Origin of the sequence: Amycolatopsis tucumanensis (assembly GCF_021654135.1) — a bacterium.
In the GTDB taxonomy this organism is placed as follows: Bacteria; Actinomycetota; Actinomycetes; order Mycobacteriales; family Pseudonocardiaceae; genus Amycolatopsis_E; species Amycolatopsis_E tucumanensis.
The window spans coordinates 1-12,077 of record NZ_JAKGSD010000071.1; the positions used below are offsets into that span (position 1 = coordinate 1).

The 12,077-nt window shown below is 72.1% G+C and carries 17 protein-coding genes; 6 read left to right on the plus strand and 11 right to left on the minus strand.

Annotation, left to right across the window (positions count from 1 at the left end; translation table 11 throughout):
• Nucleotides 1-172: 172 nt before the first annotated feature.
• Complete coding sequence (locus L2C96_RS39590; protein WP_020422855.1) at nt 173-580, plus strand: hypothetical protein; 408 nt, start codon at nt 173-175, stop codon at nt 578-580.
• Between the two features lie 66 nt (nt 581-646).
• On the plus strand, nt 647-1,837 hold the full coding sequence (locus tag L2C96_RS39595) for an RtcB family protein (protein ID WP_237339757.1): 1,191 nt from the start codon (nt 647-649) through the stop codon (nt 1,835-1,837).
• Here the strand turns inward: L2C96_RS39595 and L2C96_RS39600 are convergent.
• Nucleotides 1,827-2,267, minus strand: coding sequence for an Lrp/AsnC family transcriptional regulator (locus L2C96_RS39600; RefSeq protein ID WP_237339758.1), 441 nt, complete (start codon nt 2,265-2,267; stop codon nt 1,827-1,829). The two genes, L2C96_RS39595 and L2C96_RS39600, sit on opposite strands and share 11 nt — an antisense overlap.
• A 124-nt stretch (nt 2,268-2,391) precedes the next feature.
• On the opposite strand from L2C96_RS39600, the gene L2C96_RS39605 reads away from it, so the two are divergent.
• Nucleotides 2,392-2,934: an RBBP9/YdeN family alpha/beta hydrolase gene (locus tag L2C96_RS39605; RefSeq protein ID WP_237339759.1), complete on the plus strand. Its 543-nt coding sequence runs from the start codon at nt 2,392-2,394 to the stop codon at nt 2,932-2,934.
• Between the two features lies 1 nt (nt 2,935).
• Here L2C96_RS39605 and L2C96_RS39610 read toward each other — a convergent pair whose 3' ends face one another.
• The 4 genes from L2C96_RS39610 to L2C96_RS39625 form a co-directional block, all read right to left on the minus strand.
• Nucleotides 2,936-3,493, minus strand: a complete 558-nt coding sequence (locus tag L2C96_RS39610) for a DUF4865 family protein (protein WP_237339760.1) — start codon at nt 3,491-3,493, stop codon at nt 2,936-2,938.
• Between the two features lie 13 nt (nt 3,494-3,506).
• Nucleotides 3,507-4,220 (minus strand): methyltransferase domain-containing protein, encoded by a 714-nt coding sequence (locus tag L2C96_RS39615; RefSeq protein WP_237339761.1) that lies wholly within the window; start codon nt 4,218-4,220, stop codon nt 3,507-3,509.
• Nucleotides 4,221-4,263: 43 nt separating this feature from the next.
• Complete coding sequence (locus L2C96_RS39620) at nt 4,264-4,605, minus strand: hypothetical protein (RefSeq protein WP_123685285.1); 342 nt, start codon at nt 4,603-4,605, stop codon at nt 4,264-4,266.
• 117 nt (nt 4,606-4,722) lie between these two features.
• Nucleotides 4,723-5,202, minus strand: coding sequence for a MarR family winged helix-turn-helix transcriptional regulator (locus tag L2C96_RS39625; RefSeq protein WP_020421994.1), 480 nt, complete (start codon nt 5,200-5,202; stop codon nt 4,723-4,725).
• Nucleotides 5,203-5,240: 38 nt separating this feature from the next.
• On the opposite strand from L2C96_RS39625, the gene pip reads away from it, so the two are divergent.
• On the plus strand, nt 5,241-6,215 hold the full coding sequence (gene pip, locus L2C96_RS39630) for a prolyl aminopeptidase (RefSeq protein ID WP_237339762.1): 975 nt from the start codon (nt 5,241-5,243) through the stop codon (nt 6,213-6,215).
• Here pip and L2C96_RS39635 read toward each other — a convergent pair.
• Nucleotides 6,196-7,182 (minus strand): LLM class F420-dependent oxidoreductase, encoded by a 987-nt coding sequence (locus L2C96_RS39635; protein WP_237339763.1) that lies wholly within the window; start codon nt 7,180-7,182, stop codon nt 6,196-6,198. The genes pip and L2C96_RS39635 overlap by 20 nt on opposite strands.
• 46 nt (nt 7,183-7,228) lie before the next feature.
• Between L2C96_RS39635 and L2C96_RS39640 the strand changes: the two genes are divergently transcribed.
• Nucleotides 7,229-7,372 carry a hypothetical protein gene (locus L2C96_RS39640; protein ID WP_157358782.1) on the plus strand — a complete coding sequence of 48 codons (144 nt, stop codon included), beginning with the start codon at nt 7,229-7,231 and terminating at the stop codon, nt 7,370-7,372.
• A 110-nt stretch (nt 7,373-7,482) separates the two neighbouring features.
• Here L2C96_RS39640 and L2C96_RS39645 read toward each other — a convergent pair whose 3' ends face one another.
• The 3 genes from L2C96_RS39645 to L2C96_RS39655 form a co-directional block, all read right to left on the minus strand.
• Entirely contained in the window at nt 7,483-8,073 is a 591-nt protein-coding gene (locus L2C96_RS39645; RefSeq protein ID WP_237339783.1) for a class I SAM-dependent methyltransferase, read from the minus strand.
• Nucleotides 7,959-8,447 (minus strand): Ada metal-binding domain-containing protein, encoded by a 489-nt coding sequence (locus L2C96_RS39650; RefSeq protein ID WP_237339764.1) that lies wholly within the window; start codon nt 8,445-8,447, stop codon nt 7,959-7,961. The genes L2C96_RS39645 and L2C96_RS39650 overlap by 115 nt, the downstream gene beginning before the upstream one ends.
• 215 nt (nt 8,448-8,662) lie before the next feature.
• Nucleotides 8,663-9,073 (minus strand): MerR family transcriptional regulator, encoded by a 411-nt coding sequence (locus tag L2C96_RS39655; protein ID WP_237339765.1) that lies wholly within the window; start codon nt 9,071-9,073, stop codon nt 8,663-8,665.
• 52 nt (nt 9,074-9,125) lie between these two features.
• Between L2C96_RS39655 and L2C96_RS39660 the strand changes: the two genes are divergently transcribed.
• On the plus strand, nt 9,126-10,049 hold the full coding sequence (locus L2C96_RS39660) for an SDR family NAD(P)-dependent oxidoreductase (RefSeq protein ID WP_237339766.1): 924 nt from the start codon (nt 9,126-9,128) through the stop codon (nt 10,047-10,049).
• Here the strand turns inward: L2C96_RS39660 and L2C96_RS39665 are convergent.
• Both L2C96_RS39665 and L2C96_RS39670 read right to left on the minus strand, forming a co-directional pair.
• Nucleotides 10,036-10,671: an HD domain-containing protein gene (locus L2C96_RS39665; protein WP_237339767.1), complete on the minus strand. Its 636-nt coding sequence runs from the start codon at nt 10,669-10,671 to the stop codon at nt 10,036-10,038. The two genes, L2C96_RS39660 and L2C96_RS39665, sit on opposite strands and share 14 nt — an antisense overlap.
• A gap of 7 nt (nt 10,672-10,678) precedes the next feature.
• The gene (locus L2C96_RS39670; RefSeq protein ID WP_020422001.1) at nt 10,679-12,076 is read right to left on the minus strand and encodes an FAD-binding oxidoreductase; all 1,398 of its coding nucleotides are present in this window, start codon (nt 12,074-12,076) and stop codon (nt 10,679-10,681) included.
• Nucleotide 12,077 lies beyond the last annotated feature (1 nt).

Genomic DNA, 12,077 nt, shown 5'->3' on the forward strand with positions numbered 1-12,077 from the left:
GACTAAAGATCGGCTGTGGATCGGGGGCGGGGGAGGTCTGGTTGGGGTGGTCGGTCCGCTTCCGTTGCCGGGCGGCGGTTGTGGGGCAGGAGTTTTTCCGGTCCTGTCCCGGTTCTGGATCATCTGTGCTTCACTTCCCGTGACCGATCGGGCACTAGAAGGGACTTCTGGGGTGACGAGCTGGCGCGATCTCGCGACGTTCATCCGGCAGCAGTACAAGGTGATTCGGGACGAACCGGACGAACTGCGCATCCGGATCCGCTTTCAGTCCGATCCCGAGGAGGAGGAGCGCACCCAGATCGTCGTGATCGCGCGGGAGGTTCTCGACCGGCGGGACGAGTGGATCCAGATCGCGACCCCGTTCGCCCGCGTGGACGAGGTCGACGTGGTCGGGGTGCTGGCCGAGGTCGGGCACACCACCGTCGTCGGCGGGGTGGTCGTCATGGGCGAGTACCTGGTGCTCCGGCACTCCCTCCCGCTGGCCAACCTCGACATCAACGAGTTCGTCGACCCGCTCGCCTTGGTCACCAGCTCCGCCGAGCTGCTCGAAGAACAGCTCACCGGGCGCGACGACTACTGAAATCCGGTTGCTCTGGGCCGGTCCGCGGGTAACCCTGTGGATCCACCAGAGCGAAAGGATCTTCGGATGTTCACCGCCGTCGAGGGCGCCCGCGTGCCGATCCGCATGTGGGCCGACCCGGCGACCGTCGAGGACGCTGCGATGCGTCAGCTGCGCAACGTCGCCAACCTGCCGTGGGTGCACGGTCTGGCCGTCATGCCGGACGTGCACTACGGCAAGGGCGCGACGGTCGGCAGCGTGATCGCGATGCGTGACGCGGTCTCCCCCGCCGCGGTGGGTGTGGACATCGGCTGCGGCATGAGCGCGGTCCGCACCTCGCTGACGGCCGGCGACCTGCCCGACGACCTCGGCAAGCTGCGCCGCCGCATCGAGGACGCCGTCCCGGTCGGCTTCGCCATGCACCGCACCCCCGTCAACCCCGCCCGCGTGCCCGGCACCGGCGGGTGGAACGAGTTCTGGTCCGCGTTCGGGCAGCTGCACGACGGCGTCCAGAACCTGCGCGACCGGGCGCGGGCGCAGATCGGCAGCCTCGGCGGCGGCAACCACTTCATCGAGGTGTGCCTCGAACAGGGCGGCCCGGACGCCGGCCGCGTGTGGCTGATGCTGCACTCCGGCTCCCGCGGCATCGGCAACGAGCTCGCCAAGCGGCACATCGACGTGGCCCGCAAGCTGCCGCACAACGCGGACCTGCCGGACCGCGACCTGGCGGTGTTCGTGGCGGGCACGCCGGAGATGGCGGCCTACCGGCGCGACCTGTTCTGGGCGCAGGACTACGCGGCCCGCAACCGGGCCACGATGGTCGCGCTCGTGCAGCAGGCCGTCGCCGACACGGTGCCGGGCGTTCGGTTCGACGAGCCGATCTCGTGCCACCACAACTACGTCGCCGAGGAGACCTACGACGGCGTGGACGTGCTGGTCACCCGCAAGGGCGCGATCCGCGCGGGCTCCGGCGACCTCGGGATCATCCCGGGCAGCATGGGCACCGGCTCCTACATCGTCCGCGGCCTCGGCAACGAGACCTCGTTCCACTCGGCGTCCCACGGCGCCGGGCGGCGCATGTCGCGCACCAAGGCACGCAAGACGTTCACCGCCGCCGACCTCGCCGCCCAGACCGACGGCGTGGAGTGCCGCAAGGACGAGGGCGTCGTCGACGAAATCCCGGCCGCGTACAAGGACATCGACTCGGTGATCAAGGCGCAGACCGACCTCGTCGAAGTGGTCGCGCACCTCAAGCAGGTGGTGTGCGTCAAGGGGTAGGCAGCGGCTTCGCCGGGTAGCTGCGCAGCACGAGCGACGTCGTGACCGGCCCGAAGCGGGCCAGCGAGTCCACGACCTGTTCGAGCCGCTCCGCGTGCGTGCAGTGCACGTCGAACAGCAGGCAGTCCTCGCCGGTCACCCGGACCGTCGAGACGACCTCGGCGATCCGCTCGGCGAGGGCCAGCGCCTTCGGCAGCTGCGCGTGCGTGGTGCGCAGCCGGACGACGGCGTGGATGTTCAGCCCCACCGCGGCGGGCGCGACGACCGCGCGGTACCCGAGGATGACGCCGCTCTTCTCCAGGCGCTGGATGCGCGCGCCGGCCGCCGGCTGGGACAACCCCACCCGGCGGCCCACCTCGGCGCCGCTGAGCCGCCCCTCGGTCTGCAACAGCTCCAGGATCGCGCGGTCGATCTCGTCGAGTGATTCCATCGTTGTCGCCGCCACTTCCCTTGAGATCACTTGTCCGGCCCACCCCGGGCCGTCGAACCATCGATCATCATCCCCTGGCGGCGCCCGGTCGTGCGGGGGCCACGAGTGAAAGCGGCGGTGGACGGTGGTCGCGTACGTCATCATCCCGGGGATCGACGGCTCGGACGAGAAGCACTGGCAGACCGCGTGGGAGGAGCGTTGGGGCGCCACGGCCGTCCGGATCGCCCCGGCCTCCTGGACGGAGCCGGACCTCGCGGACTGGGTGGCGGCGGTCGGCGCCGCCCACGCGACCGCGGCCCGGCGCGGCGAGCGCGTGGTGCTGGTGGCGCACAGCCTCGGCTGCTGGGCGGCGGCCGAGTGGCTGGCCGTGGCCCAGCCGCGCGGGGTGGGCGTGTTCCTGGTCGCCCCGCCCGACCCGCGGGGGCCGGCGTTCCCGCGCCAGGCCGCGCCGACGTTCGCGAACCTGCGGGCCCGGCCGCTTCCGTGCCCCGGCCTGGTGGTCGCGAGCGACGACGACCCCTACTGCGAACCGGCGGCCTCAGCCGCGCTCGCCGACGCCTGGCGAGTCCCCTGGCGCCTGCTCGCCGGGCACGGCCACCTCAACTCCGGCAGCGGCCTCGGCGACTGGCCATCCGGCCTCGGCCTCCTCACCGAAGTCGCCGCCTGACCTACCACTGCCGTCCCACGCGCAGCGCGGCCAGTTCCGGCGCGGAGAGGTGCAGCACCTCGTACCGCTCGGTCGCCTCGCCGTCGTGCTCGCCGAGCACGATCCGCACCAGCTGCCAGTGGTGCGGGTCCAGCGCGAGGGCCGCGCTGTGCACACCGGGCTCCCGGGCGGTCGCGGTCAGCCCGGCGAGTGCCTCCTCGACCGCCTCGGCGGGGTTCTCGCCCACCGGGGTGACGAGGCGGGACGCGTGCCCAGGTGCGCGGTCGCGCGCTGGACCGGGCTGGAAGGCCAGCCCGGTCCAGTGCCGCACCACCGGGCGGCCGAAGTCCCGCACGATGTTCTCGAAACCGCCGCCACCCACCAGGAACTCGGCCATCCGCCCGGCTTCCCGCCACAGGTAGAACGGCGCGTACTGGTTCGGGCTCTCCCGGATGAGGTACGCCTTCAGGCCGAGGCCGGCGCGGTCGTCCAGCGCGTGCCCCCGCTCGGCGACCCGCCTGCGGATGATGCCCATGTCGTAGTCGGCGGGCAGGGCGATCTCGTACTGCTTCGCATACATCCCCGCACTGTACCTACTGGTATGTACGGAGAACGTAGCCGGTGTACTGGTACTCCGAGCCGTGCTCGCGGCGCATCGCGATCTCCCGGCGCGCCGCGGCGACGGCCTCGGCCATCGCGGGATCACCGGCGGCGGCGTCGGCCCGGGCGGCCAGGTGGTCGTAGAACTCGTCGAACCAGTCGCTGTCCGGCTGCGGCAGCACCGCCTCCACCCGGTAACCCGCGGCCACCGCGGCGGCGGAGTTCTCCTCGGTCGTCCTCAGTGGATACTGCGCGTCCCAGAACTCCCGCGCGGCCGCGGACGGCGTGCCGGTGGACCATTCGCATTCGGTGAGCACGAGCGCGCCACCGGGCTTGAGCAGCCTCTTCCACGTGCGCAGCGCGGTGTCGAAACCGAGCACGAAGACCGAGCTTTCGGCCCACAGCAGGTCGAATTCACCGTCCGGGAACGGGGGGTCGGCCATCGACGCGTTGACGGTGTCGACGTCGAGCCCCTCGGCCGCCTCGGCGAGGTCGTCGAGGAAGGGCTGGTGGGTGTCCAGGCCGGTCACCCGCGCGCCGGCCTTGGCCAGCAGCAGCGCCGACCGGCCCGGGCCGCACCCGAGGTCCAGCACCCGCGGCCGCTCGGGCAGCGGGCGGGCGAGTTCGAGGAGGCGGAGTGTGGTGGCGTCGGATCCCGGACCCTGCCGCGGCAGGCCGTGGAACAACGCGAAGAACGCTTCGGTCACGTGCGGCAGCCTCCGGCTCGCCGCACCGTGGCGCAACCGGTTTTCAGCCGGCCAGGTCGACCTCGGCGGTCAGCACGCCGTGGTGCTCCTGCAGGTCGACGCACCAGGTACGGGCGAGCCGGTCGAGGATGTGCAGCGGGAGCCGCAACGCCGCGTGACCGGGCAGGGTGCGGCAGCGCAGCTCGCGGATCTCGGCGCGCAGGCTGCTGCCCTCGGTGTGCCGGAGGCGGACGGTGAACGGCGCGTGGGCGTGCCGGCAGGCGAGGCTGGCGAGGGTGTCGACCACCAGGAGAGCGCGTTCGTTCGCCTCTTCGCTCTCTTCGTCGAGGAGCGCGCGGAGATGGCGCCGGAGCCCGGCGAGGTGGGGCGCGCCCAACAGGGGCACGCCGCTGGTTCTGTCACAGATCTGGGCTGAGTCCGGCAAGACGGTCCTCCGCTGTTCCTTCAACGGGCGTGGAGCGTCGTTGTACCCCGGACAAGGGAACGCGAAACCTGCTCGCCGTCAACGGCTCAGATCCGGTGCGGCGTCGGCGATCCGCTGCCGCATCGGCCGTTCCCGCAAGGCCTCGATGGCCTCGTCGACGAGCTTGCTCAGCGGGTAGGCCAGCTCGTCTTCGAAACGTTTCGCCGCGGCGGTGGTCGCCGCCCACTCCGCGTCCAGGACCGGCAGCAACTCCTCCGCCCTGGGTGTCAGGTGAACGATGCGGTGACGGGCGTCGGCGCCCGGGCTGAGCGTCACCAGCTCCGCCTTGACCATCTGCGCGACGGTCTGGCTCGCCGCCGAGTGGGTGACTCCGATGGCGGCGGCGAGATCCCGGATCGGCTGCGGGCCGCCGGCGGCGAGCGCCCGCACCACCGGCGTGAAGCGCGGCCGGAACCAGGACAGGCCGAGGTCGGCGTAGATGGCGGCGACGTCGCCGTCCAGCAGTTCCAGCAGGTGCCGCAGCCGGGTGGCGAGCAGTTCGGCGCCAAGGATTGTCACAGCGCTAATATAACAGCACTGTTGCATCTGGAGGGATCATGACCCAGCTCCACCCCGTCGCCGAGCCCTACACCGAAGGCATGCTGGACGTCGGCGACGGCAACCGGATCCACTGGACCGAGTGCGGCAACCCCGGCGGCAAGCCCGCGGTGTTCGTCCACGGCGGGCCCGGCTCCGGCGCCTGGACCAATTCGCGCGGCTACTTCGACCCGGAGCGCTACCGGCTCATCATGTTCAGCCAGCGCAACTGCGGCCGCAGCACCCCACACGCGAGCGACCCGGCGACCGACCTGAGCCACAACACGACCGAGCACCTCATCGCGGACATGGAACGGCTGCGCGAGCACCTCGGGATCGAGCAGTGGCTGCTCTTCGGGGGGTCCTGGGGCTCCACGCTGCAACTCGCCTACGCAGAGCGGCACCCGGAGCGAGTCAGCGAGATCGTGATCGCCGGCGTGACGACCACCCGGCGCCGTGAGATCGACTGGCTGTACAACGGGGTCGGCCGGTTCTTCCCGGCGGAGCTGGAGCGGTTCCGGGCCGGCGCAGGCGACGTCGAGGGCGACACGTTCGACATCCTCGCCGCCTACGCGCGCCTGATGGCGGATCCGGACCCCGCCGTCCGGGAAAAGGCCGCCCGGGACTGGAGCGCCTGGGAGGACGCGGCGGTCTCGCTCGAACCCAAGGGGGTGCCGAACTCCTACAGCGACCGGCCGTCCCGTGACCTGCTCGCGATGACCCGGATCTGCGCGCACTACTTCTCCAACGCCGCCTGGCTGGAGGAGGGCGTGCTGATCCGGGAAGCCCACCGGCTGAAGGGGATTCCCGGGAAGCTCATCCACGGCCGGCTCGACATCAGCAGCCCGGTAGAGACCGCGTGGGAGCTGACCCAGGTGTGGCCGGACGCCGAACTGATCGTGATCGACGACTCCGGCCACACCGGCAGCGACGCGATGCGGGCGGCGTGGCGCGCCGCCCTCGACGAGTTCGCGGTCAGGCCAGCTCGGGGATGACCTTGTTCGTGAACAGATCCACCGACGCGCGGTCGTAGGCGATGTCGGCGAAGTAGGTGATCGCGTAGGTCATGCCGAGGCCGCGCAGCTCGGTGAGCCGCTCGGCGATCTGCTCGGGAGTGCCGACCAGCGGCCCGTTCGCGAACGAGTTCACGGTGCTCTCGAGCAGGTCGGCGGACAGGTGCGGCTCGTAGTGCGAGCGGATCCAAGCCAGGCGGTCGGCCACGTCCTTCTCGGTCTCGCCGATGACGACGTTGTAGTTGGCCGAGCGGACGATCGCGTCGAAGTCGGTGCCCACGTCCTGGCAGTGCGCGGCGAGGACCTCGGACTTGTGCTTGAAGTCCTCGGCGCCACCGGCGAAGTTCGTGTACCGGGCGTACCGGGCGGCGATGCGCAGCGTCTTCTTCTCACCGCCGCCGGCGATCCACAGCGGAATGCCGCCCTCCTGCAGCGGCAGCGGGTACGACAGCGCGCCGTCGACCTGGTAGTGCTTGCCGTCCAGGGTCGCCTTGCCCTCGCTCCACAGCTGGCGCATGATCTGCACGCCCTCGTCGAGCATGCCGAGCCGCTCGCCCGCGGACGGGAAGCCGTAGCCGTAGGCCCGCCACTCGTGCTCGTACCAGCCCGCGCCGATGCCCATCTCGACGCGGCCGCCCGAGATGACGTCCGTGGTCGCCGCCACCTTCGCCAGGTAGGCCGGGTTGCGGTAGCTCATGCACGTGCACATCTGGCCGAGGCGGACGCGGCTCGTGGTCGCGCCGAGGGCGGCCATGAGCGACCACGCCTCATGCGTGGCCTCCGCCAGCGGAGCCGGGACGGTGTGGAAGTGGTCGTACACCCACACCGACTCGTACGGCCCGTTCTCGGCGTACCGGGCGATGTCCAGCATGGTCTGCCACTGCCCGGCGGGCTCGATACCGGTCAGGTCGAGCCGCCAGCCCTGGGGGATGAACAATCCGAAGCGCATGCGCCCAGCCTAGCCGGGGTGCGGGTGACCGGCGGAAGAAGCCTTGATGTCCATTTCGGACGTCACTCCACTGTGGACGGCCGCGCCTCAGCGGCTGATGCGGCCTGGCATCGGCTGCGGCTTGCTCGGCGGCGGCTGCGGGCTCGGTGGCCGGCGCTGCCACGGCCGGGAACTGGTCCTGCGCACCTGACCCCCCGGGACGGTCTCGACGACATTCGCTGGCGAAGACTAACCACACCCCGGGTGTGACTCACGCGGCGCACCCTCGTTCTGGGACCGGAGTTGCTGGAGTGACTGGTGTTACGGCTGGTTCGGTCCCTTTTGCGCGATTCCCACTATGCGAGGTGCGACGACGGACACCTTGGCGCCGGGCGGGAAGATCAATTCCCTGCAGTGTGACACAACGAACCCGGCGGCCTCGATCGCGGTACGGGTCTCGCGGTTGGGCAGGCACCCGCCCATGAGCCGTGGCCAGACCAGTGCGGCGAGGTCCTGCCACCGCGCACGCAGCGGCGACCGGGCGCGGACGTGCTCGTAGAACCGCAGCCGCCCGCCGGGCCGGAGCACGCGCCGGAACTCGGCGAGCGCGGCGGCCTGGTCGGGGACCGAGCACAACACGCCGCTGACCACGACCTCGTCGACGGACCCGTCCGGCAGCGGCAGGCGGTCGGCGCGCGCGTCCAGGACGGGGACGCCCGACTTCGCCGCCTCGGCCCGCAGGGTCGGCTCCGGCTCGACGGCCGTGAGGTCCACACCGGGCGGGTAGTGGGGGAAGTTCAGCCCGGTGCCCGCCCCGACTTCGAGCACGCGCCCCCGTGCGCCCGCGAGGAGCTCCCGCCGGAGCGCGGCGCCGCCCCGGGCCTCGTTCCGGGCGCCGATGCGCTTGAACAGCCACGCGAAGAAGCGGTTCGCCATGCCTCGACGCTAGGGGAGGTTCGCCAGCGCCGGTACCGGTCCGGCAGGCAGACCGCGCAGGGCCGGTACCCGGCGGCGATCGCGGTCGGCTCGTCGGCGAAGAAGACGCGGTGCCGGGCGTAGTGGCCGCGCGCCAGGGCGCGCCGGGCGGACGGGCAGGTGAGCAGGCCGTAGATCCGCAACCGCCGGTGGCCGCCCAGGGTGCCGGGGTCGGTGCTGCGGTAGGGGCGCCCGTCGGCGCCGAGGAGGGTGTAGGGCACGGTTCGAGGGTGCCGGGGTGGGAGGGGTGCGCTGGCGTGTTCCGGTCGTGGCGCTCGGCGGAGGTGGCGCACAGCAGCCGCGGCGGTCATGTGGCGGGTCGGCGGCGGGGCAAGCGCGGCGGCGGGGCAGCGGCGGGTCAGGTGCGGTGGCGGTCAGAGGTCGGGGCGCCGGTCAGCGCCGTCGCGGCCAGCGGCCGGGCGCACTGTCGAGGCGAGTAGCGGCCATCGGCCGCAGCAGCCAGCGGCCGATGAGCGTGCGCTCCGCGGAACCGGCCTCAGCGGCGCCGATCCCGGACCTCCCCACATCACTCCACAGTGGACCCCGCCGGTTCCCACAATCCCACGGCCCGGCCATTCGCCACGTGTTCCTCGTACACCGCCACCTTGTGCCGGATCACCGCGAGGCTCTCCTGCAGCTCCGCGATCCGCTCCCGCACCCGCTCCTCGTGCTCGCGCAGCAGCGCCAGCCTCTCGGGTTCGTTGCCCCTCCCCTGCCGCACCAGTGCGGCGAACCGGCGGATCTCCTCCAGCGGCATCCCCGACGCTCGGAACCTTGTGCAGTACCGCAACCACTCGACGTCCGCCTCGCGGTAGACGCGCCTGCCGCTCGCGTTCCGGGCCACCGGGCTCGCCAGCAGGCCCTCCCGCTCGTAGAGCCGCAACGTGTGCACGCTCAGCCCGGTGCGCCGCGCGACCTCGCCGATGCTCAAGTCCACCGGACCAGCCTAACTTGACCTAGACGCCGCTCTAACTCCTAGCGTCGCGGCCATGATCCAGAAACCACTGGGCACCGGCTTCGGCGCCCGCACCACCGCGGCCGACGTCCTCGCCGGCGTCGACCTGACCGGCAGGCTCGCGATCGTCACCGGCGGCTACTCGGGCATCGGCCTGGCCGCCACCCGCGCGCTCACCCAGGCCGGCGCGCACGTCGTGGTTCCCGCGCGCCGCCCGGAAGCCGCACGCGAAGCGGCCGAAGTGGACGAACTCGATCTCGCCGACCTGGGCAGCGTGCGCCGGTTCGCCGAGCGGTTCCTCGCCTCCGGCCGCCGCATCGACATCCTCATCGCGGGTGCCGGCATCATGGCCGCCCCGGAAACCCGCGTCGGGCCCGGCTGGGAGTCGCACTTCGCCATCAACCACCTCGGGCACTTCGCGCTGGTCAACCTCCTCTGGCCGGCCCTGGCGCCGGGCGCGCGCGTCGTGGTGGTCTCCTCGGCCGGGCACCAGCTGTCCCCCATCCGCTGGCACGACATCCACTTCGACACCGGCTACGACCGCTGGCTCGCCTACGCCCAGTCCAAAACCGCCAACGCGCTCTTCGCGTTGCAGCTGGACGTCCTCGGCCGGGAGCGCGCCCGCGCGTTCTCCCTGCACCCCGGCGCGATCCTGACGCCACTGCAACGGCACCTCGACACCGCCGACATGGTGGCGGCAGGCTGGATCGACGAGCACGGCAACCCCGCCGACCCCAGCTTCAAAACGCCCGAGCAGGGCGCGGCCACCCAGGTCTGGGCCGCCACCTCACCACAGCTCGACGGCCTCGGCGGCCTCTACTGCGAGGACTGCGACATCGCCGAGCCGACGGACAGCACGGAGATGATCGCCGGGGTCCGCGACTACGCGGTGGACCCCGCGGAGGCCGAGCGGCTCTGGACGCTGTCGGCGGAGCTGACCGGCATCAACGCGTTCTGAGCGCGGCCAGCTCCCGCGCCAGGTTCGCCTTCGCCGCGGCCTCCCACCGCGACCGCGCGGCCGCCGTGGCGTACAGCGGGTCCCGCGCCAGCAGGTCCGACAGCACGGCCGACCGGCCGGCGCGCCACAGCTCGTCCGAGATCGGGGCGTATTCGGCGCGCACCGCACTGCGGTAGCGGTCGTAGGCGACCTCGTCCGCGCCGAGGATCGCGAGGTCTGCGTCGAGCAGCGCCTGCGCGGTCGCGTCCCCGTCCGGCGCGGCGTGCGTGAGCGTGGCCAGCACCAGCTCCTCGACCCGGGTCACGTGCTCCGGCCGCACCCCCGCCCGGCGCAGCCACGACACCGCCCACTCGGCGCTGCGCCGCTCGTCGTCACCGGGCCGTCCGTCGTACACGACGTCGTGTGCGGCGGCGGCCAGCGCGAGCACCGCGCGTTCCTCCGGCGGCAACCCGAGGTCCGCCGCCAGGGCCGCCGAATCCCGCAGCACCGCGAGCACGTGCGCCGTGTCGTGGTAACGGCGGTGCGGTTCCGCGTACCGGGCGGCCAAGTCCGCCGCCGCGTCCGCCGCCACACCGCCGTCGCCACCGAGCGCCCGTACCGCGCTCACCCAGTCGTTCCGCACGCACCCATCATCGCGCGGGCCGGATGTTCTGGTTGACGTGGAACACGTTCTCCGGGTCGTACTTGGCCTTCACCCGCGCCAGCCGGTCGTAGTTGTCCCGGTAGGACGCGCGCACGCGTTCCTGTCCCTCGTCGTCCATCATGAAGTTGATGTACGCCCCGCCCGCGGACGTCGGGTGCAGGTCCGACCAGTAGTCCTTCGCCCAGCGGGTCATCACGTCCACGTCGGCCGGCTCCGGCGAGACCCCGACGATCACTCCGGCCCAGCCGCCGTCGCGGTGACCGAAGGCGGTCGCGTCGGCGGGGACGCGCGCCGCGGCGCCGTCGATCGGGTACAGGTGCATCGTCGAGAACGGCGTCGGCATCGTCTGCCCGTACCGGACGTGGACGTCGATCGCCTCGTCGGTGATCTCGGTGAAGAAATCCGCCTTCCAGTACCACTGCAGACCGGCCGGGTACAGGGCGTCGAACGCGGTCTGCAGGACGTTGTGCGGCATCTCGTGCAGGCCCATCACCAGCGGCGAACCGTAGGTCTTCACCGGCTCCAGCACCTCGTCCGCGCGGTCGTGCGGCCCGGTGTAGCACCAGACGATCCCGCACGCCTTGCGTCCCCACAGCTGTTCGGGGAACGGCGGTGCCGGCGGGATGGTCAGCAGCCCGAACCAGCCGGACAGCTCCTCCGGCAGCGACGGCAGCAGCTCGCGGTACCAGCGCATCACGTCCGGGGTGTCCGCCAGGTCGTACAGCACCGGCCCGCCGATGATGACGCCGTGCTCGCCGATGTCGTGGGCGCGGAACGTGAACGAGGTGACCACGCCGAAGTTGCCGCCGCCGCCGCGCAGCGCCCAGAACAGGTCCGGGTGGGAGGTCTCGCTGGCGATCACCAGGGTGCCGTCGGCGAGCACGACGTCGGCCGAGAGCAGGTTGTCGACGGTGAGCCCGAACTTCCGGGCCAGATAGCCGACCCCGCCGCCGAGCGTCAGCCCCGCCACACCGGTGGAGCCGAGGAACCCGCACGGCACGGCCATTCCGAACGGGACGGTGGCGTGGTCGACGTCGGCCCACGTGCACCCCGCGTCGACGCGGACGGTGTGGTGCTCGGGGTCGACGGTGGTGCTGTGCAGCAACGCGAAGTCGATCACCAGTGCGTCGTCGGCGACGCCGAGCCCGCCGGCGTTGTGGCCGCCGCCGCGCACGGCGATCGTGATGTCGTGCGCCCGCGCGAACTTCACGCAGGCGACCACGTCCGCGGTGTCGCGCACCCGGACGATCGCGGACGGCCGCCGGTCGATGGACCCGTTGTAGACGGCGCGGGCCGCGTCGTACCCGGGGTCCGACGGGAGCACGAGGTCACCGCGCAGGGTGGCGGCGAGCTCCTCGTACGGTGCGGTGGCGATGGTGGTCATG

Excerpts from the sequence above, each read along its gene's own strand:
- L2C96_RS39595 (WP_237339757.1), top strand. The coding sequence starts at position 647 with ATGTTCACCGCCGTCGAGGGCGCCCGCGTGCCGATCCGCATGTGGGCC.
- pip (WP_237339762.1), top strand. The coding sequence starts at position 5,241 with ATGACCCAGCTCCACCCCGTCGCCGAGCCCTACACCGAAGGCATGCTG.
- L2C96_RS39650 (WP_237339764.1), bottom strand. The coding sequence starts at position 8,447 with ATGACCGCCGCGGCTGCTGTGCGCCACCTCCGCCGAGCGCCACGACCG.
- L2C96_RS39635 (WP_237339763.1), bottom strand. The coding sequence starts at position 7,182 with ATGCGCTTCGGATTGTTCATCCCCCAGGGCTGGCGGCTCGACCTGACC.
- L2C96_RS39660 (WP_237339766.1), top strand. The coding sequence starts at position 9,126 with ATGATCCAGAAACCACTGGGCACCGGCTTCGGCGCCCGCACCACCGCG.
- L2C96_RS39670 (WP_020422001.1), bottom strand. The coding sequence starts at position 12,076 with ATGACCACCATCGCCACCGCACCGTACGAGGAGCTCGCCGCCACCCTG.
- L2C96_RS39610 (WP_237339760.1), bottom strand. The coding sequence starts at position 3,493 with ATGTATGCGAAGCAGTACGAGATCGCCCTGCCCGCCGACTACGACATG.
- L2C96_RS39600 (WP_237339758.1), bottom strand. The coding sequence starts at position 2,267 with ATGGAATCACTCGACGAGATCGACCGCGCGATCCTGGAGCTGTTGCAG.
- L2C96_RS39640 (WP_157358782.1), top strand. The coding sequence starts at position 7,229 with ATGTCCATTTCGGACGTCACTCCACTGTGGACGGCCGCGCCTCAGCGG.